Source organism: uncultured Mucilaginibacter sp. (assembly GCF_913773635.1).
Lineage (GTDB): Bacteria > Bacteroidota > Bacteroidia > Sphingobacteriales > Sphingobacteriaceae > Mucilaginibacter.
On record NZ_CAJYGQ010000013.1, the window covers coordinates 259,648 to 278,085 of the forward strand.

Consider the following 18,438-nt stretch of genomic DNA (forward strand, 5'->3'; position numbering starts at 1 on the left):
TATTTTTAGCGCAATGGCGGCAAATATAGTTAAAAACTGTAGCCTACGCCTCCAAATATGTTAAATGAATAATTAGGGTAGTACAACCAGGTTTGATAGTTTGTATTGAGAATATTGTTGGCCTGTACAAAAACCGACAATTTTTTTGTAGCCTTATAGCTCACACCGCCGCTTAAATCAGCAAATGATTTTATGTTAACCACCTGGGTGCCCGAAATAATATCTTTTGTACTTCCGCGGAACAATAACGAACCGTTGAAGTCAACCTTGTCACTGATGTGAATGTGAGTACCTGCAGTTAACTTAAATTTAGGCAAGTTCCATGGCTGCGCCTCGCTGGCCAGCTTATAGTCGCGGAATTCCACCCTACCGAATATATTTAAATCATCAGATGCTTTGTAATCAAGCTCACCGTTGAAGCCGCTTATGCGGGCTTTGCCATTGTCGTAAATGACGTTAAAGCGGTTGTTACCGGTTGGGTAAGCTGCAGCAATTGGCTGCACACCACTTACAAACAAAGGCAAATCAGATACACTATTGCGGAAAACTGATGCTTTAAAGCCCAGGCCTGCAAATAATCTTCCTTTTAAACCGATACTCAAATTAAGTTTATCAACTGAGTTTTTGATGGCTATATTTTGCCCGATGAAAGGGTTTTCTTCTGAAAAGCCGCGTAACGACGAACGGTTTACGTCGCCGCTTGCCTCGGCAAACAAACGCACGTATTGAGGTATAACCTGAAATTCAAGCTTGGCAGCAGGAAAAATGAAAAATCGGGTAAAGTAGCTGAATTCCTTAACAATGTTTATTCCCGCATCAATCTTATAGTTTTCGCCCTGAAATTTTAAGTAAGGATTGGCGCGTAAAAAGCTATTGTTTATAGAGTAGGCTAAATCCTTTTGTGAAGCAACATCAACAGAAGCAGCAATACCTGCGTAAAACTGGTTAATGGTTTGATTTAAATAACCACTAATTACTACGTTATTTTCGCGCGCTTTAAAAGCATTGCTAAACAAGTAACCGTTAATTTTAGCTGCATAAGTAAACACACGGTCGGTGTCCTGATAATTACGGCTTAATTCGCCTTCGGCACTTATGGTGTTGAAGTGCTGCTTTGCGGGGTCAATTGGAGCAGTGGTTAAGGTGTTATCATAACCATAAAAATAATTGTTACGACGCTGGTAGTTTATACGACCAGTCAACGTGTTTACCTCACCAATGCTTTTTCCAAACACAGATGCATCAAGCTTGCTGTGGTTCTGCTTTTCAAGATCACTGCCCTGTTGCCCGAAGTACTTTACGTACGCTCCGGTTTGCAAGGCGGCGTCTTTACCGTTATTTATGTAAGCCTCCCCAAATAGGGTACGCAAACTGCCAAATCCGGCTCGTACAAAATTATCGGCGGGTACCGAATCGCGCTCAATAGGCATCTTCATAGCCTCTAACTGGCGTATGTCGCTATTGCGCTCAAGGCGTTTATCTAACGTCGAATACGTAAGCGGAGCTTTATATAGCTGTGTTTCTTCAAGATTTGGATTACGGCGTATTTTAACCGCATCAGCCAAAACAGGTTTGTAAATAGTAGTTACTACAATTTCTTCTGAAAGGCTTCCGCCGTTTTGCTGGGCATTGTTTGCAGGTGCATTACCACCTTTCTTTGTAGTATCCTGCTTTGATTTGGCAGCAGCATCACCAACCTTTTTGGCTACCGGTTTGCTCACCGGCGCCTTTTGCGCTGGCTTTTGCACTGGTTTTTTTGCCGGCTGCTGCGTTTGAGCATGTGCAAGCGCAGCGCCAAACGTAAAAATGCTTGTCAGTAATATATATCTATATCTGGTCATGTACTTATCTGGTATGGGCGTTGCTTACTTGTCTTGTTTTTTTGTACCTGTTGCGGCAGGTGCTGATTTCTCGGCATCATTAATTTGTTGCAGCTTTGCTTTAGCTTCCGGTAATATATCGTCATTACCCTTATAGCCATCAATTACACTTTGTAATGTAGCTTTTGCCTGGAATGGATCTTTAAGCGCCAGGTAATTATCGGCCAGGAGTATAAAGGTTTTTGTAAGCCAATAATCATAGTTCGACATTTTGTTGATGATGTCGAAGCAAGTTTTTTGCGATGCTTTGTAATTACCTCTTTTATATTCTATTTGGGCAATGCGGTATTTAGCCTCAGCTGCTGCAACTGTTTTAGTATTGGTTACCGTATAGTTGAGCTCTTTAATGGCAGCTGCAGTATCACCTTTGGAAAGATGGGCAACGCCTGCGTAAAGACCGGTTTTATACTTATCCTCCTCTGCCGATTTCTCGTTCTCTCTAACCAGTTTTACATAGTGCAGGGCATCGTCTGCCATCTCCATTTGTGCGTAGCACATTAACAGGTTATTAATAGCAAAGGTGTAATCGGCTTTATATTCTGAGTTGGTTTCCAAACGCTTTAAGTAAACAACGGCTTCGTTATACTTTTTCTGCGATATATACATTTTGGAAATAGCAATAAGCGATTTTTCTGTATAGGCACTTGTCCAATCGTTTAATATAACATTGTAATCCTGCACGGCCTCATCAGTACGGTTGAGGTTTACCAACGCCTGCGCACGTATAAAGCGCATTTGCTTTTCATAAATAGGCTTGGTTTTAAACTTATCATAATAAGCCCCTACCGCAGCAACGGTACCCTCCCAATCGCCTTTGAGGTAAAGGTTGTTGGCGGCAGTGGCCATCAAGCTTTCCTGCTCGGCTGCGCTGTAGTTGCCAATTGGCGTGGTTTGCGCGTAGCTTATAAACGTTTGAGCGTCTCCCTTATCGGTGTAAATTTTTTCTATCTGCTTTAAGGCCTGTTTAGCTTCTTCGGCCGATGGGTAAGTTTGTACTACTTTTTTAAATGATTCTACAGCAGCATCATCCTGGTTGTTATTGTAATCAATTAAACCAATTGTTACCAGCGCACGCGGCACGTAACTGCTGTTAGGGTATTTTTGAATCATGGCCTGAAGATCAGTCTTAGCACGGTCTCCTTCATTTTTCAGGAAGTAAGTGTAAGCTATCTCAAACGCGGCATCATCTGCAAAATCGGAGTTTGGATAACGGCTCAAAACACTGTTGAGTGTTGAAATTTTAGCATCAGGTGATGATTGTAAACCCTGTATCATACCACGCTGAAATAATGCATAATCCTGGCTTTGGCTGCCACTCGCTATCAACCTGTCGTAATATGACATGGCCGAGCCATAGTTTTTGGTTACAAAGTAACTATCGGCAATACGCGCAACCGCATCATTAACGGCATTTTTATCAGTTGGGCCGCCGGCTAAAAAGCGCTCAAAGTAACTTGCGGCTTTCTTGTACTGCTCATCGCCAAATGCTGCATATCCTAAACCATAGTTCGCGTAATTATACACACTCAATGAACGCGATTGCGGATTCTCAAGGAAAGTTTCAAACTGTTCAACAGATTCGCCGTACTTACGTACTTCATACATTGACTCGGCAAGCCAGTAAGTAGTAAGAGCGACAATTTTTTCATCACGCGGGTGCTTCAGTGAACGCAAGAAAATGCCTATTGCATTTTCGAATGCACGCTCATTGTAAAACTCAAGCCCGCGGTAATAAGTAACTTTTTGGTAGGCTTCTGCTGCGCTTGGATTTGCGGCAACAATTGGCTCTAAAATTTCCACTGCTTCCTTATAGTTTTTCGAATTCAGCAGCGCCTCGCCTAACAAGGTCTTCACCTCATCGGTACGGGTTGACCGCGGGTAATTGCGCAAATATTGGCGGGTAGCCTCTAAAGCCTGCGTATTAAAATCAAGCTCGTAAGATAGCTTAGCATATTCAAAGAGAGCGTCTTCCTGCAGTTGCTTATCAAAATCTAATTTGCTTGCAATTTGGAATGCGTTACGCGCCGATTGCTTGTTGCCTGATTTTAAAAATATACTACCAAGCGTATAATTGCCACTTTGCGCGTACTCATCATTTTCGTTTACCAGTTTTGATAGCTCGGTAGTAGCCTTTGCATTATTACCGGTTTTGTAATGAGCATAGCCTATTTGGTAACTGTCCTGGCTGTTTTGAGTTTTTCCCTGGTCACGGTCCTGAAACTGTGTGTAGTATTTAACCGCATTAGGATAATCACCTTTAGCAAAGTAAGAAGCGCCCACTATACGCATCATATCAGTTTCGTGCTGCTGCTTGGTACTATTTAAGATAGGTATGGCGTAGTTTAATACGTCATCATAGCGTTTATCTAAAAAGTAAACAGCTGATATGTAATAAGGGTAGCTGCTTTCGTATTTTTTTGAGTTTTTAAGCTTTTCAAAATTTACTAAAGCTATGTGGTAGTCTTTATTAAGGTAAGCTATATAGGCGTAATAATAGATAGCGTCTTCCTGAAATGACGACTTTTTATCCTTTATATCTAAAAATTGCTGCTGGGCATATTTATAATCGCCCATGTCAAAGTAGGCATAACCTTTACGAAACTTATACTCGGTATACTCATGCCCGTTAAGTTCATTAGCGTTTATTTTATTAAACCACAGCAATGCATCGCCATACATGCGCTGATGCGAATACGATTTGCCAATTTGAAAGTAAGCCAGCTTGGACAGCGGGTTTTCAGGATGCTCCTTAATGAAGCGCATAAACATGGGCAAAGCATCATCATTACCCAACTCAAGCGCACAAAGAGCCTCATAGTATTGGGCGTTTTCCTTAAGCATGGACAACTCCGACTCAAACTTTGGCTGTGTAGTTGTTTTTAAGCGTACTTGTTCAATAAGCCTGAATTGCTCGGCCGCGGCTACAAATTGTCCGCCGTTAAGCAGCTCCGTAGCGGTATGATAGGTGCGATATATATTAAAAGAATCATTTTGCTGGGCCTTAACGGTTAGCGTGCCTAACATTAAAGCACATGCAGCAATGGGTTTGAGTTTGATCATCAGAAAGCTGTTAACAAAGCAAATGCAAAAATGCAATCCGCGGCATGTTTAAACAAGCCGGATTGCATTTTTTTAAACGAAAGTAAATAATTGATGGTATAACCCGATAAACTTAAAGTAATAATAGGTTTACTGTCAGCTATTTATTTTTAAGATGATCGAATTGATTGGAAGATTAAGCAACCAGTTGGCGCTGAATTTTATTGATAAGCATACTTATATCAAACGGTTTAGCCAAAAAGTCGTCAGGAGCACACTCTTGTTTGAGTACATCACCTACATTATGGCTGGCAGAAATCATAATAACAGGAATACTGTGCGTTTTGTCGTTAAGCTTAACATGCTTACATAAATCGCGGCCGTCTAATCCATTTAACATGATATCCATTAAAATAAGGTCGGGCTGTTCTTTATTAATCATATCAAACAACTGGTGACCATCGGCAAGAGTATTAACTTCATATCCGTAATCCTCAAGAACTAGTTGCAATGCCTCTAAAATATCCTTGTCATCGTCAACCGCTAATATCCTGCTCATGGTGTTCATATAAGTTGTGTTGTATCTGCTTATAATTCAATTAAAATATTATTAACAATTAATAAGCCAAATCTTAAAAAAAAGTAAATAAGGGGCAAGAGCCGATTTAATCACCTTAATAGAAATAAATATTTAGCACCACTACTAACACAAAGTTTGCAATAAATACTTGTTACAACTTACTTTCTGTATACAATTAACATCAAAAAAACTTATGAGCTTAAATTATACACATCAACGAATGTTATTAACAATGTTGTGCATTTGAAACACTAAGCTATTAGTTATTGAACCAATAATTATACAGCGTTCTATTTATAGTACAGCATTTTTGATGAGTATTCAAAATGCAAAAGCCGGCTTTAGCCGGCTTTTAAATGCAATAATACAATGTTTTATTATTCGTTGGAATTATCGTTACGCTTAAAGCCACCGCCTTCTCCCCTGTTGTAGTTGCTGTTATTACCTCTGTTGTAACCGCCGCCACCACTGTTACGATCTTTATTATAGTTTCCATTGCGATTGTTACCATAACCACTACCACCACCACGGTTATAGCCACCTCCGCCACCGGTACCACGGTTATTGCGGTTAAAGCCACCTGCAGGCTTAGGCCTTTCGGTGGCCTGGCTAACTGCCAGTTGCTTGTTGTGTCCTACGGTTTTCTGATCTAAATGGCTAATGGCATTAAGAGCTTCCTCATCATTCACCATTTCAACAAATGCGTAACCTTTACTACGGCCGGTTTCTCGGTCGGTTACAAGGTTGATAGTTAAAATGTCGCCATAAGTAATAAAGAGTGTAGCGATATCCGTCTCATCATAATCAGGCGGAAGTTTTGCAACAAAAATTTTCATGGTAGATACGTTGATACTACAATTTTAGTAAAAAGCAACCGTGTTTATATATTTTTTTTTAAAATTGAAATAAAACAGTTAGCGCCTGATAAATTCAAATAAGCCGTCGGGATTAATACGCATTATAGTAGAAGGCTTTTTTGCCGTTAAATCATGCTGATCTACATTCACCACATAATCAACGCCTTCTATAACCTCTGCCGAAATTTGGGAAAAATTTTGAGGCGATGGCTGCCCACTGATGTTAGCCGACGTTGATACCAGCGGCTTGCGCATACGCTGAATAAGTTGCTGGCAAAACGGGTGTTTGCTCACCCGTACAGCAATACTTCCATCGGCATTAATCAATGAAGGTGATACGTTTTTTGCACCGGGCATTACCAGCGTAAGCGGATTTTCGGCAAACTCAATTAAGTCGTAAGCTATTGAGGAAACTTCAGCCACATAGCTTTCCAGTTTGTGGTCGGCATCAAGCAAAATAATCATGCTTTTTTCCTGCGGGCGCTGTTTAAGCTCAAATATCCTTTGTATGGCTTCTGTATTGGTAGCATCGCAGCCTATGCCCCATATAGTATCGGTTGGGTAAAGTATAATACCGCCTTGTTTAACAACTTCAAAGGCTTTATGTACCTCGTCTCTAAGCATCGTTCAATGTTTTTTTATAAACTTCTATAAGCTGGCCGGCCAGCTTCTCGTGATCAAAGTTTTTTGCATAATCAAATCCCTGCGTTATCATATGTTGCCTCACCGACGGCGAATTCCATATCCTGTTAATTTTACGGGCAAGCTCCTGTTCATCATTGGGGTTTGCATATAAGCTATCTGGTCCTCCGGCCTCTTCAAGACACGAGCCTGTAGCTGCTACCACCGGCACACCTGAATTTAATGCCTCGATAATAGGAATACCAAATCCTTCATAGCGAGATGGATATACAAACACCGTAGCTAACTGGTACAACACGGGTAGCTCTTCAAAACTCACCTGATGAAGAAAGGTTACGCGGGCAGATAAGTGATTTGCCTCAATATATTCTTTTACCTGCTGCATGTAGTCCGTAGGTTTACCAACAACCACCAGGCGCATACTATCTTTGGTATGCTCAAGTGCTTTTAAAATGAGCATCAAATTTTTGCGCTCTTCAATGGTGCCCACGGTTAACAGGTACCTTTTGGGCAGGTTGTATTTTTTGCGTACCTGTGCCCTGTAATCATCGCTGTGGTACAGGCTAAAAATTTGATCGCAGCCCTGGTATACCACATCAATTTTTGATGGCTTTACGCCAAACAGTTCAATCAAATCTTGCTTAGTTTTTTGGCTTATAGCAATGATACGGGTAGCGGTACGGCAGGCATATCTGAGCTTGGCACGGTAAATTACCCTATCGGCCCATTTAAAGTACTGCGGGTAACGCATGAATATAAGATCATGCACGGTAAGCACGCCTTTTATATCACTTTCTCTAAGCCCGAAAGGCAATTCGTGACTCAGGCCATGATACAGCTCTATATTATCGCGCTTTAAATTTTTAACAACACCCATGCTACGCCACCACGATGAGAGGTACAAGTGGCCTGGAGTTACAATAGAAATGTTTTTAAATCTACTGAACTCGTCTTTATAACGGTTTTGCCTTATGCGGGGGGTATACAGGCTTAGCTGATTTTGGGGATGATACTGAGCAACACTCTTAATTAACCAGCGGCTGTAGTTTCCCAGCCCTGTACTATTTAAAAATGCCCGCTTTGCATCAAAACCAATTATCATGCTTCAGATATTTTAAAACAATATTGCGAGAAATAAAGCAATTTCGTTAGTAATAAGCAGTTAAGCTTACATTGAAATCTCTTCACCCCTCGCAATAACGAGTTTTATTTTAACAGTTAAACAGCTACGTTGTTATCACGTAACGCATCGTTTAATGATGTTTTTTTATCAGTTGATTCTTTACGCTTTCCGATAATTAAGGCACAAGGAACCTGGTACTCACCGGCAGGAAACTTTTTGGTGTATGAACCTGGAATTACTACCGAACGTGATGGTACACGGCCTTTGTATTCTATCGGAGTTTCACCGGTTACATCAATTATTTTTGTTGAGGCAGTAAGTACAACGTTAGCGCCTAAAACGGCTTCGCTCTCTACATGCACACCTTCAACCACAATAGCACGCGAGCCAATAAAGCAATTATCTTCAATAATTACGGGAGCTGCCTGCACAGGCTCTAATACACCGCCAATACCAACACCACCACTTAGGTGTACGTGCTTGCCAATTTGCGCACATGAACCCACGGTAGCCCAGGTATCAACCATGGTGCCTTCATCAACAAATGCACCAATGTTTACATATGATGGCATCATAATAACGCCTTTAGCCAAATGCGCACCATAACGGGCAATAGCATGAGGCACAACACGTACGCCATTCTTTTTGTAATCGGTTTTAAGTTTCATTTTATCATGAAACACAAACGGACCTACTTTAATTTCCTCCATCTCACGGATAGGGAAATATAAAATAACGGCTTTCTTAATCCAGTCATTAACATGCCAGCGGTTGGTAATCAGTTCGGCAACACGTAGTTCACCTTTGTCTAAACGCTCAATAACGGTTTCAACGGCAACAATATATTCATTAAGGTTAAGCAATCCCCGGTCTTCCCAGGCATCCTCTATCATTTTCTTTAAGTTAGCGGGCATATCAAAAGTTTTCGCAAATAAAGGGAATTTTAAGGAAATTTGCAGAACTCTATGCATCAATAGTGTTTATTAAGCTATTGGTTATATTGATACTTGGTTATGCCGGAAAAAGAAAAATTACGAATAGACAAATACTTGTGGGCCATACGCATTTTTAAAACGCGCACATTAGCCTCAGAGGCCTGTAAGGCCGGCCGCGTTAAAATTAACGGGCAAAATATAAAAGCATCGCACGAAGTAAAGGTTGGCGAAACCTATAATATTTCCAAAGGACTGGAACGCAAAATTATAACGGTTACCGGCCTGCTTGAAAATCGTGTGGATGCTAAAAAGGCCGTGGAATTTTATAGCGACCTCACCCCTGTTGAAAACACGCCGTCGTTTAAATCAATGTTTAACATGCCTATGCTCAGGCGCGACCGTGGTACCGGCCGGCCAACAAAGCGCGACCGCCGTGAGATTGACGATTTGCAGGACGGATACTTTGCACCTCAGCCCCCGCAAACCGGAAGCGGAAACGATGATACTGAAGAATGAAACCAACCATTTGTATTGAATATTGCCCAAAGTGCGGCTGGATGCTGCGTGCCGCTTATATGGCGCAAGAGTTACTCACTACATTTACGGATGATGTAAATGGCGTGTTGCTTAAACCAAGCGAAGTAAGCGGACGCTACATCGTAAGCATTGACGATGTAGAAGTATTTGACCGTAAAACAGCAGGCAGGTTTCCGGAGGTTAAAGAGCTCAAGCAACTGGTTAGAGACATTGTAAACCCTGATAAGAGCCTGGGACATTCTGATAAACATGCTTAAAATCAAAAGAGCCGGAATCAGTCGTTGCTTCGCGGCTCTTTTGTACTATTTAATAATGTGTTTTGCCTTCGTGAGCTTCCCAGGCCTTGAAGGCTCCTAAAGCCTCATCGCGGAGCATTTCAACAACCGGCACTTTACGTTCACTTTTAGGCCGCTCCAACTCCTCATAAATAAATTGGTCGTCAAAGCCAATGGCAGCAGCATCGGCCTTATTATTGGCATAGTAAATTTTATTTATGCGCGCCCAGTATATAGCAGCCAGGCACATGGGGCATGGTTCGCAACTGGTGTAAATTACACTGCCTTCTAAACTAAAATTTTTCAATTCGGCGCAGGCCAGCCTTATGGCTGATACTTCGGCATGGGCTGTAGGGTCATTATTCGGAACAACCTTATTGCCGCTTGCACCAATCACCTTACCATCTTTTACTATTACGGCACCAAATGGGCCGCCTAAGCCTTCGGCTACGTTTTGTTCTGAAAGCGCAATAGCCATGCGCATATAATCTTCATGATTCATTATATCTCCTTGCATATTCAAAGCGCTATTTTTAAACTATCAATAAGTTGTAAAACAAGAATGCCTTCTGCTTTTAAACAGAAGGCATTTGTATGTGTTTTTATTCTACCCTTTTATGTAAAGGAAAGAACTATAAATTATTTCTTGTCTTTGTTGTATGCTTCGTTAAGCTTGGCAACAACATCGCTGGTTATATCCAAACTGGCATCACCATATAAAATTCCACTGTTACCTTTTTGGTAGGTCATAACCATTTTGTAGCCTTTTTCTTTGGCATAAACCTTTAAAAAGTCGGCAACTTTTTCGTAGAGTTTTGCTTGCTCACCAGCCTGATCTTGCTGCACCTGTGCACCGGTATTTTGCTGGTAAGCTTGTAACTCTTGTTGTTTGCGTGCAAGGCGCTGCTCAGTAGCCTGGCGCTGATCAGCACTCATGGTTGCTGCTGATTTTTGATACTCGGCAACTTCACGCTGAAAAGCCTGACCCCGGTTTTGCAAATCGGCCTGCGCAGCTTTGCCCTTTTTCTCTAAACGGTCGGCCATATCTTTAAAATACTGATACTTATTTAATAACGTGTCAGAGTTTACAAAAACAATATCACCGTTTTTAAGTGTGTTGTCTTCAACTTTGGCAGCAGCCGGAGTTGTAGCTGGCTTATCATTGGTTTTGTTTTGGTTGCAGGCAGCTAAGCTTGCGGCTACCAGTATGCTTAAAGTAATTTTCGATAGTGTCGAAGCAGGGTTCTTCATCGTGCTCAATTAAAAAATTTCACAAATATATAATTTCATTATTAGTATTCTAATGTTTTTAAATGACCTGATACTGACCCGTCAAGTTATCAACAATAACAAGATTATGCGCTATAATGCGTATATTTGTTAGTTAGTTTTACACTTAAACATGAGCGAAGAAAATCAGAATAAATCCAACTATTCAGCTGATAATATTCAGGTTCTGGAAGGTTTGGAGGCAGTACGTAAAAGGCCTTCCATGTACATTGGCGACACCGGCGTTAAAGGTCTTCACCACCTGGTGTATGAAGTTGTAGATAACTCTATTGACGAGGCATTGGCCGGATACTGTACTGATATTAAGGTCATTATACACGAGGGTAATTCAATTACCGTTGAAGATAACGGCCGTGGTATTCCTACGGGCATCAATACTAAAGAAAATAAATCGGCGCTTGAAATTGTAATGACCGTATTGCACGCCGGTGGTAAGTTTGATAAAGACACTTACAAGGTATCGGGTGGTTTGCACGGTGTAGGTATTTCCTGCGTTAACGCACTATCAACCCATGTAAAAACCGTTGTACACCGCGAGGGAAAAATTTTCACACAAGAGTATGAGCGTGGTAAACCGTTGTTTGATGTTAAATCAATAGGCGAATCAGACCGTACGGGCACCATTCAATGGTTTCAACCCGATCCGGAGATTTTCACCACCACTTTAGAATATAAATATGACACTTTAGCGGCCCGCTTGCGCGAGCTTGCTTTCCTGAACAAAGGTATTAAGTTGTCATTAACTGATGAACGTGTTACCGAGGAAGATGGAAGTTTCCTGACCGAGGTATTCTACTCAGAAGGCGGCTTGAAAGAGTTTGTTAAGTTTTTAGATGGTACACGCGTACCTATCATACCCGAGCCTATTTATGTAGAAGGCACCAAACAAGGTGTACCTGTTGAGCTGGCTTTGCAGTACAATGATACGTACTCAGAGAACGTTCACTCCTACGTAAACAACATAAACACCATTGAAGGCGGTACACACGTTGCCGGTTTCAGAATGGGCTTAACCCGTACACTTAAAGCTTATGCCGATAAGGAAGGGTTGCTGAAAAACGCCAAAGTAGAAATATCGGGTGACGACTTCCGCGAGGGTTTAACGGCTATTATTTCGGTAAAAGTGGCCGAGCCTCAGTTTGAGGGTCAAACCAAAACCAAATTGGGTAACAGTGAGGTGAGCGGTGCCGTAAACGTTGCCGTAGGCGAAATTTTAACCATGTATCTTGAGGAAAACCCTAAAGAGGCCCGCATGATCATCAATAAGGTTATTTTAGCCGCTACTGCGCGTGCAGCTGCCCGTAAAGCCCGCGAAATGGTGCAACGCAAAAGTGTAATGGGCGGTTCGGGCTTACCGGGCAAACTGGCCGATTGTGCTAACAGCGATCCGGCTGTTTGTGAAATTTACCTTGTCGAAGGTGACTCGGCGGGCGGTACAGCCAAACAGGGTCGCGCTCGTGATTTCCAGGCAATCCTGCCGCTTCGTGGTAAAATTCTGAATGTAGAAAAAGCCATGGAGCACAAAATTTACGAAAATGAGGAGATCAAGAACATGTTTACTGCACTTGGCGTAAGCATTGGCACTCCTGAAGATAGTAAAGCGCTTAACCTTACCAAATTGCGTTATCATAAGATTGTGATTATGACGGATGCCGACGTTGACGGTTCGCACATTACCACACTTATATTAACCTTCTTCTTCCGCTATATGAAAGAGTTGGTTGAGCTGGGTTATGTGTACATTGCCTCGCCGCCATTATACCTTGTTAAAAAAGGTAAAGATTTTGAATACTGCTGGAACGATGAACAACGTAACGCTGCTATACAACGCTTAAAAGGCGCAGGTAAAGAAGATAGCGTACACGTACAGCGTTACAAAGGTTTAGGTGAAATGAATGCCGAGCAATTATGGGAAACTACTATGAACCCGGCTACCCGTACCTTACGTAAAGCAGGCATTGAAAATGCAGCAGAATGTGATCATACTTTCTCTATGTTGATGGGTGATGAAGTAGCACCACGCCGTGAGTTTATTGAAAAGAACGCCAAATACGCCCGTATAGACGTTTAAGTAAGTTTTCTTACTGATTTACACATACTAAGCCCTGCATTTATGCAGGGCTTTTTTTATGGGCGGCTCTTAGCAGCAAGCTTATTGCACATGCTTTGAATTAATCGGCAGCTTATATGCGTAATGCGCCAACTTATTTTGGCATTACTTGTTATAAAATTATTATTTTGCACCTGTATACTGCTGCCACTAACCAATTATAAGCTTAGCAGTTTACGTTAACTGCTTAACTGTGACCGATTATCTGATCTTTATTGATATTGAGGCTTCTGGCTTGCCTATCAACTGGCACTCGCCCTATTCTGAAGAAGGTGCGTGGCCGTCGGCTGTGCAAGTGAGCTGGCTCATCTATAATAAGGATGGTGAGGAACTTAAGCAAGAAGATCATTACATTAAAAACTCTGATTTCATCATCACTCCCGCTGCCATGGAAATTCATGGTATAAATCCGGGAATTTTGGGCATAAAGGGCGAAGAAAGGGTACCTGTTATGCAGAAACTGGCTAATGATCTTAACCATTACAAACCGCTTGTGGTAGGCCATTTTGTACAACTGGATTATCACATTTTAAGCGCCGACTTTTACCGCGCAGGTATCGAAAACCCGCTGGCTGATTTGCCCGTGTTTTGTACAATGATGGCAACTTCGCAGTTTATATGGAACCCCATGCCTAAAAACTTGCGCCTGGCCGATTTATATTCATATCTCTTTTACAAATCACTTCAGGACCAGCACAATGCACTTTCAGATGCAGGTGCCACGGCCGACTGCTTCTTTGAACTCAGAAAAAGAGGAGAAATTAATGATAAGCTTATAGAAAGTCAGCAAAAATTTGCTAACATCAAAAACCTCAAAACCAAATCGGGGAAACTTTTTGCTGTTATAATTCCGGTTATTATATTGGCGTTGCTTATACTATTTGCCCATTACTTATGACTGAACGTGTTAAATACCTTCAGCAAATAACACCTTTTAACTTATTGCCTCTTGAGGTGCTTCAAGGCATAGCCGAACAGCTTGAAGAAGTAACCTACAGCAAAGACAAGGTTATTTACCAACAGGAAATATCAAAGCTCAAAGGCGTTGATATTATTGTTAAGGGTGAATACGAATCCTTTTTTTACGACAGCGTACAAAACAAACGCCTGGTTGAATATCACAACCCCGGGTTTTGTTACGGCGGAGTATCGGTTTTACTTAATCGCAGGCTTTCGCTACGCACCGTTATTGCCAAAAAAGGAACGCTTGTTTATTTTTTGCACCGTAAAGACTTTCGCGCTATTTGCAAAGCCTACGAAGACTTTTTCCTATACTTCACCGCAGAGTTTGGTAAGCGCATGCAAAATGAGGAGTTTGTGCACTTTTTTAAGCAGCCACCTGCGTTCGATGACAGCTACCTCGCGGCAGACCAGCTATACTCACGAAAAATTGACAGTCTTGAATTTCGTGCTATAGTAAAATGCAGCGCAACCACTCCTATTTATGAAGCCGCAAGGCAGATGACTAATCATAAGGTAAGCTGCTTGTTTGTAACCGACAGCCATGAGCAAATAGCAGGTTATGTAACTGATATTACGCTGCGCGATCGTGTGATAGCAGAACGCCGCGATGCCGCCGACCCACTTGAAACCGTGATGGACAGCCATACAGTTAGTATTGATGCCGACGCTTACATCTATGAGGCCATACTAATGATGTTTAGTACCAAAACGCGTTATTTACTGGTAAAAAAGAATGACGAGTATATTGGTTTCCTGAGCCGTAACAGGTTGTTGAGCGAGCAGGCACAGTCGCCGCTGGTATTTATACAGTCAGTAAAATCGGCAGTAAGTGATGATGAGCTTAAACGCAAGTGGGAATCGGTCCCGCACTTTGTTAATCAGTTACTTGAACGTGGCGTAAACGCCAAAATTGCCAACCAGGTAATCAGTACCATTGCCGATACCATAGCCCAAAAGGTAATTGAAGGGGTAATTGAAAAAGTTGGCCCCCCGCCTGCAAAATTTGTCTTTATGGTGCTTGGCAGTGAAGGCCGTAAAGAGCAAACCTTTAAAACCGACCAGGATAATGCCATTATATATGAAGACAAAGCCAATGAGCACCGCGAGGTGGTAAGAGAGTATTTCCTTGACTTTGCTACCCAGGTATCGGGCAGGTTAAATGGCATTGGTATTGACTATTGCACAGGGGGTTTTATGGCACAAAACCCTAAATGGACCCACTCCCTATCTCACTGGAAACGTAACTACACCAGTTGGATGGCAGAGTCGCTTCCGGAAACGGTTATTAATTTTTCTACGTTTTTTGATTGCCGGTTTGTTTATGGCGATGAGAACATAATGCACGAATTAAAGGCGTTTTTAGATGAAGAGCTAAAAAAACCGATGGAAAAGCTCTTCCACAATATGGCCATCAATGCATTGCAGTACGAGCCACCACTTACTTTTTTCAAAAACATAAGAACGTTTACCAAGGATAAGCGCGAGGTATTTGATATAAAAAAAGCAATGACCCCTATAGTTGATTTAGTTAGGGTTTATGCGCTTAAGCATAGGGTATTTGAAGTAAATACAGGTGATAGAATGCAGGAGCTACGCAAGTTAGAAGTGTTTAACGACACAGCCTATCATGAGCTTTCTCAATCGTATTACTTTTTAATGAGCATGCGTTTGAAGAAGCAGGCACTGCAAGTAATTCAGGATAAATCTCCCCCCGATAACTATATAGACCTTTCTACACTTACAAAAATTGAGCAGGTTACCCTCAAAGAAATCTTTAAAGTAATTGGTAATTTTCAAACCAAAATACGCATGGATTTTACCAATAGCGTATTTTAATAAAAAAGCCACAATCAACTTAATGATTGTGGCTTTCTTGTTAAAACTATTATTTCAGATTGAAAGGCAGATAAAAGCCGAATGTGATATTACGGCCGGGATTAAATACACCCAGCGTTGTATCTTCCTGACTTAAGCGGCCAGGCTTAAGCCGGCTAAGCGCATCATAGTAACGTTTGTTAGTTAAGTTATAACCCGAAATATATATTTTAAGAGGCTGTGATCCTAACTTAATAGTAGTGCCTATACCTGCATTAAGTAAGGTGTATGAATCAGTAGTGGTTTCAAAATCGGCATCAACTCTACCCTGGCGAAAATAATTATCAATACCCGCATAAAAATAAAACTCATGCAAACCTTTAATCTTGGGTTCAAAACGCAAGGTATTGTGTAACGTTCCGGCCGGTATAAATGGAAGCGGCTTGCTGAACGTACGATTTTGCGCATGGGTATAATTAAATGTGTTTTCGAAATGAATAAATGAAACCGGGTGTAAGGTAACGGCAGCTTCGGCACCATATAGGTTTGCATTAACCTGCCCGTAACGATACACAGGGTACGTACCTAAATCTTCATCAGGCACTTCAATGGTTTCGTTATTGTTTGAAAGGTAAATATAGTTGTGCACATAGTTTTCGTAAACGCCAAGGCTACCTGTAAGTATACCGGTACCAAATTCCAATGTTGCATCGGCCTGGTAACTGCGCTCAGGGCGTAAATTTCCGTTTCCAATCTCGTATCTGAATGTACCTTCATGCACTCCGTTTGCACCTAATTCTGCAGGGTTTGGCGCACGGAAGGCCGTACCGGCATTAGCTTTAAAGTTTACATACTCGTTAAAGATGTGTGTGTAGCCTAAAGCCCCGCTTATGCTGTTAAAAGTGTTGTTAAAGCCGGCAAAACGTTCCTCATCATCCTCAAATAACTGTTTACCTTTATTGCGTATGTAATCGTAACGCAAACCTGCACTCACCGTATTATCGCCGAATGTTTTTTTAACAAAACCAAATACACCTGCAGCATATGCATTGTATTCAGGTATTAATTTTTCTTCGGCTTTATTTAAGCTTTTACCTATACTTCCGCTTAAACCTATAACCGGCTCCCAGCCATTTTTGGCAGGCAGCGCATATTTAACATCCAACGAGTAGGTGTTAAGGTCAAAATACAAGGCAGGATCGGCACTGTCCTCAAGCTCGCGTCGTTGGTTTTTTTGATAGCCTAAATCAACCTTTAATGATCCCTCCCCTATAACAAAATTGTTATTCAGGGCCACCTTGTAGTGCCGTATATCTTGCCGCGGGAAGTCCAGCTTGCGCGAACGCTCGGTAGTGTAAAGCTCATCGGCTGTTTCAGGATCGTAAAAGCCTATATTATTTTTATAGTATGAGAAATTTAAATGCGAGTAACCCCAGCTTTTGTTTAAACCAAGCATACCACTTAGGTTTGTATTATTAAAACCGCTATTTGGAAAGTAGCCATCAGGTGTTTTAAATGAGTAAGCGTTTTGGTACGAGCCACGACCTCTCCACACAAACCCGTTTTCGTTACCTGTTAACATTAATGACGAGCCGGTTAACCCATTATTGGTAGAATAATTTGAAAGCAATTCGCCTTTAATCTTACCCGGTGCAGGCGCTAAAGGCTCAACCAAATTTATAACGCCGCCAATGGCATCTGATCCATATTGGAGTGAAGCAGCTCCGCGCAATACTTCAACTTTATCGGCCTGGTACTGATCAAGCTCTATTCCATGTTCATCACCCCATTGCTGTCCCTGTTGCTTTATACCATCGCTAAGGGTAACTACACGGTTATAGCCTAAACCCCGTATAACCGGCTTTGATATACCTGGTCCGGTAGTAATCTGGCTTACGCCGGGTACCTGCTTGGCCAACGCATCAATAAGGTTGGTGTAGGAGCCTTGCAATTCTTCCTTATTAAGCACCGTTGCTGATGTGCTGTTGCTTTTGCTGGTTGATGTAAGCACCGTACCGGTTACCACCACTTCGCGTGCTTCAATTATACTTGGAGTTAAAGAAAATGACAAAGCCGTTGGCGATGACAAATCAACCGTTTTAACCTGGGTTTGGTAGCCTAAATAACTAATCTGTACCACAAAGCGGCCACGTGCCGGCAATTGCGCAAAACTGAATTCACCGGCGGCATTTGTACTGGTACTTATTCTCAATTGCGGAATAGTAATTACAGCACCAATAATAGGTTCGTTGGTTTTGGCATCGGTAACTTTTCCGTTAAAAGCAGCAATGGCCGCTTGTAGATAAACGGGTAATATAAGCAGCATTAAGCTGCATAGAAACTTGAATTTCATGATTTAATGAAAGGGCTAAAGTGTAATTTTAAAAAAAAG

The 18,438-nt window shown here is 41.7% G+C and carries 15 protein-coding genes; 5 read left to right on the forward strand and 10 right to left on the reverse strand.

Annotation, left to right across the window (positions count from 1 at the left end; genetic code table 11):
• Positions 1-29: 29 nt before the first annotated feature.
• The 7 genes from QZ407_RS16680 to QZ407_RS16710 all read right to left on the reverse strand — a co-directional run bounded on the left by QZ407_RS16680 (position 30) and on the right by QZ407_RS16710 (position 9,014).
• A complete protein-coding gene (locus QZ407_RS16680; protein ID WP_295773146.1) occupies positions 30-1,841 on the reverse strand; it encodes a hypothetical protein in 1,812 nt (603 codons plus the stop codon).
• Positions 1,842-1,865: 24 nt separating this feature from the next.
• The gene (locus tag QZ407_RS16685; protein WP_295773151.1) at positions 1,866-4,940 is read right to left on the reverse strand and encodes a tetratricopeptide repeat protein; all 3,075 of its coding nucleotides are present in this window, start codon (positions 4,938-4,940) and stop codon (positions 1,866-1,868) included.
• Positions 4,941-5,115: 175 nt separating this feature from the next.
• The gene (locus tag QZ407_RS16690) at positions 5,116-5,478 is read right to left on the reverse strand and encodes a response regulator (protein ID WP_232336462.1); all 363 of its coding nucleotides are present in this window, start codon (positions 5,476-5,478) and stop codon (positions 5,116-5,118) included.
• Between the two features lie 398 nt (positions 5,479-5,876).
• Positions 5,877-6,335, reverse strand: a complete 459-nt coding sequence (locus QZ407_RS16695; protein ID WP_295773155.1) for an RNA-binding protein — start codon at positions 6,333-6,335, stop codon at positions 5,877-5,879.
• 78 nt (positions 6,336-6,413) lie between these two features.
• Positions 6,414-6,980: an L-threonylcarbamoyladenylate synthase gene (locus QZ407_RS16700; protein WP_295773158.1), complete on the reverse strand. Its 567-nt coding sequence runs from the start codon at positions 6,978-6,980 to the stop codon at positions 6,414-6,416.
• Positions 6,973-8,100 carry a glycosyltransferase family 1 protein gene (locus QZ407_RS16705; protein ID WP_295773161.1) on the reverse strand — a complete coding sequence of 376 codons (1,128 nt, stop codon included), beginning with the start codon at positions 8,098-8,100 and terminating at the stop codon, positions 6,973-6,975. The genes QZ407_RS16700 and QZ407_RS16705 overlap by 8 nt, the downstream gene beginning before the upstream one ends.
• 116 nt (positions 8,101-8,216) lie before the next feature.
• Positions 8,217-9,014, reverse strand: a complete 798-nt coding sequence (locus tag QZ407_RS16710) for a 2,3,4,5-tetrahydropyridine-2,6-dicarboxylate N-succinyltransferase (protein WP_365335793.1) — start codon at positions 9,012-9,014, stop codon at positions 8,217-8,219.
• A 120-nt stretch (positions 9,015-9,134) separates the two neighbouring features.
• Here QZ407_RS16710 and QZ407_RS16715 point away from each other — a divergent pair, with 120 nt between their 5' ends.
• On the forward strand, positions 9,135-9,572 hold the full coding sequence (locus tag QZ407_RS16715) for an RNA-binding S4 domain-containing protein (RefSeq protein ID WP_295773166.1): 438 nt from the start codon (positions 9,135-9,137) through the stop codon (positions 9,570-9,572).
• Positions 9,569-9,850, forward strand: coding sequence for a SelT/SelW/SelH family protein (locus tag QZ407_RS16720; protein ID WP_295773169.1), 282 nt, complete (start codon positions 9,569-9,571; stop codon positions 9,848-9,850). Before QZ407_RS16715 ends, QZ407_RS16720 begins: the two co-directional genes overlap by 4 nt.
• Positions 9,851-9,899: 49 nt before the next feature.
• Here the strand turns inward: QZ407_RS16720 and QZ407_RS16725 are convergent, their stop codons facing one another.
• Both QZ407_RS16725 and QZ407_RS16730 read right to left on the reverse strand, forming a co-directional pair.
• Positions 9,900-10,385 carry a nucleoside deaminase gene (locus QZ407_RS16725; protein WP_295773172.1) on the reverse strand — a complete coding sequence of 162 codons (486 nt, stop codon included), beginning with the start codon at positions 10,383-10,385 and terminating at the stop codon, positions 9,900-9,902.
• Between the two features lie 122 nt (positions 10,386-10,507).
• Positions 10,508-11,119 (reverse strand): OmpH family outer membrane protein, encoded by a 612-nt coding sequence (locus tag QZ407_RS16730; protein ID WP_295773175.1) that lies wholly within the window; start codon positions 11,117-11,119, stop codon positions 10,508-10,510.
• 151 nt (positions 11,120-11,270) lie between these two features.
• Between QZ407_RS16730 and gyrB the strand changes: the two genes are divergently transcribed.
• The 3 genes from gyrB to QZ407_RS16745 all read left to right on the forward strand — a co-directional run bounded on the left by gyrB (position 11,271) and on the right by QZ407_RS16745 (position 16,067).
• On the forward strand, positions 11,271-13,229 hold the full coding sequence (gyrB, locus tag QZ407_RS16735; protein WP_295773178.1) for a DNA topoisomerase (ATP-hydrolyzing) subunit B: 1,959 nt from the start codon (positions 11,271-11,273) through the stop codon (positions 13,227-13,229).
• A gap of 232 nt (positions 13,230-13,461) precedes the next feature.
• Entirely contained in the window at positions 13,462-14,166 is a 705-nt protein-coding gene (locus tag QZ407_RS16740; protein ID WP_295773182.1) for a 3'-5' exonuclease, read from the forward strand.
• On the forward strand, positions 14,163-16,067 hold the full coding sequence (locus QZ407_RS16745; RefSeq protein ID WP_295773184.1) for a DUF294 nucleotidyltransferase-like domain-containing protein: 1,905 nt from the start codon (positions 14,163-14,165) through the stop codon (positions 16,065-16,067). The genes QZ407_RS16740 and QZ407_RS16745 overlap by 4 nt, the downstream gene beginning before the upstream one ends.
• A 49-nt stretch (positions 16,068-16,116) precedes the next feature.
• On the opposite strand, the gene QZ407_RS16750 is transcribed toward QZ407_RS16745, so the two are convergent.
• On the reverse strand, positions 16,117-18,399 hold the full coding sequence (locus tag QZ407_RS16750; RefSeq protein WP_295773187.1) for a TonB-dependent receptor: 2,283 nt from the start codon (positions 18,397-18,399) through the stop codon (positions 16,117-16,119).
• Between the last annotated feature and the right edge of the window lie 39 nt (positions 18,400-18,438).

Bases quoted from the DNA above. Each gene is read 5' to 3' on its own strand.
- QZ407_RS16680 (WP_295773146.1), bottom strand. From the start codon at position 1,841: ATGACCAGATATAGATATATATTACTGACAAGCATTTTTACGTTTGGC.
- QZ407_RS16685 (WP_295773151.1), bottom strand. From the start codon at position 4,940: ATGATCAAACTCAAACCCATTGCTGCATGTGCTTTAATGTTAGGCACG.
- QZ407_RS16690 (WP_232336462.1), bottom strand. From the start codon at position 5,478: ATGAGCAGGATATTAGCGGTTGACGATGACAAGGATATTTTAGAGGCA.
- QZ407_RS16695 (WP_295773155.1), bottom strand. From the start codon at position 6,335: ATGAAAATTTTTGTTGCAAAACTTCCGCCTGATTATGATGAGACGGAT.
- QZ407_RS16700 (WP_295773158.1), bottom strand. From the start codon at position 6,980: ATGCTTAGAGACGAGGTACATAAAGCCTTTGAAGTTGTTAAACAAGGC.
- QZ407_RS16705 (WP_295773161.1), bottom strand. From the start codon at position 8,100: ATGATAATTGGTTTTGATGCAAAGCGGGCATTTTTAAATAGTACAGGG.
- QZ407_RS16710 (WP_365335793.1), bottom strand. From the start codon at position 9,014: ATGATAGAGGATGCCTGGGAAGACCGGGGATTGCTTAACCTTAATGAA.
- QZ407_RS16715 (WP_295773166.1), top strand. From the start codon at position 9,135: ATGCCGGAAAAAGAAAAATTACGAATAGACAAATACTTGTGGGCCATA.
- QZ407_RS16720 (WP_295773169.1), top strand. From the start codon at position 9,569: ATGAAACCAACCATTTGTATTGAATATTGCCCAAAGTGCGGCTGGATG.
- QZ407_RS16725 (WP_295773172.1), bottom strand. From the start codon at position 10,385: ATGCAAGGAGATATAATGAATCATGAAGATTATATGCGCATGGCTATT.
- QZ407_RS16730 (WP_295773175.1), bottom strand. From the start codon at position 11,119: ATGAAGAACCCTGCTTCGACACTATCGAAAATTACTTTAAGCATACTG.
- gyrB (WP_295773178.1), top strand. From the start codon at position 11,271: ATGAGCGAAGAAAATCAGAATAAATCCAACTATTCAGCTGATAATATT.
- QZ407_RS16745 (WP_295773184.1), top strand. From the start codon at position 14,163: ATGACTGAACGTGTTAAATACCTTCAGCAAATAACACCTTTTAACTTA.
- QZ407_RS16750 (WP_295773187.1), bottom strand. From the start codon at position 18,399: ATGAAATTCAAGTTTCTATGCAGCTTAATGCTGCTTATATTACCCGTT.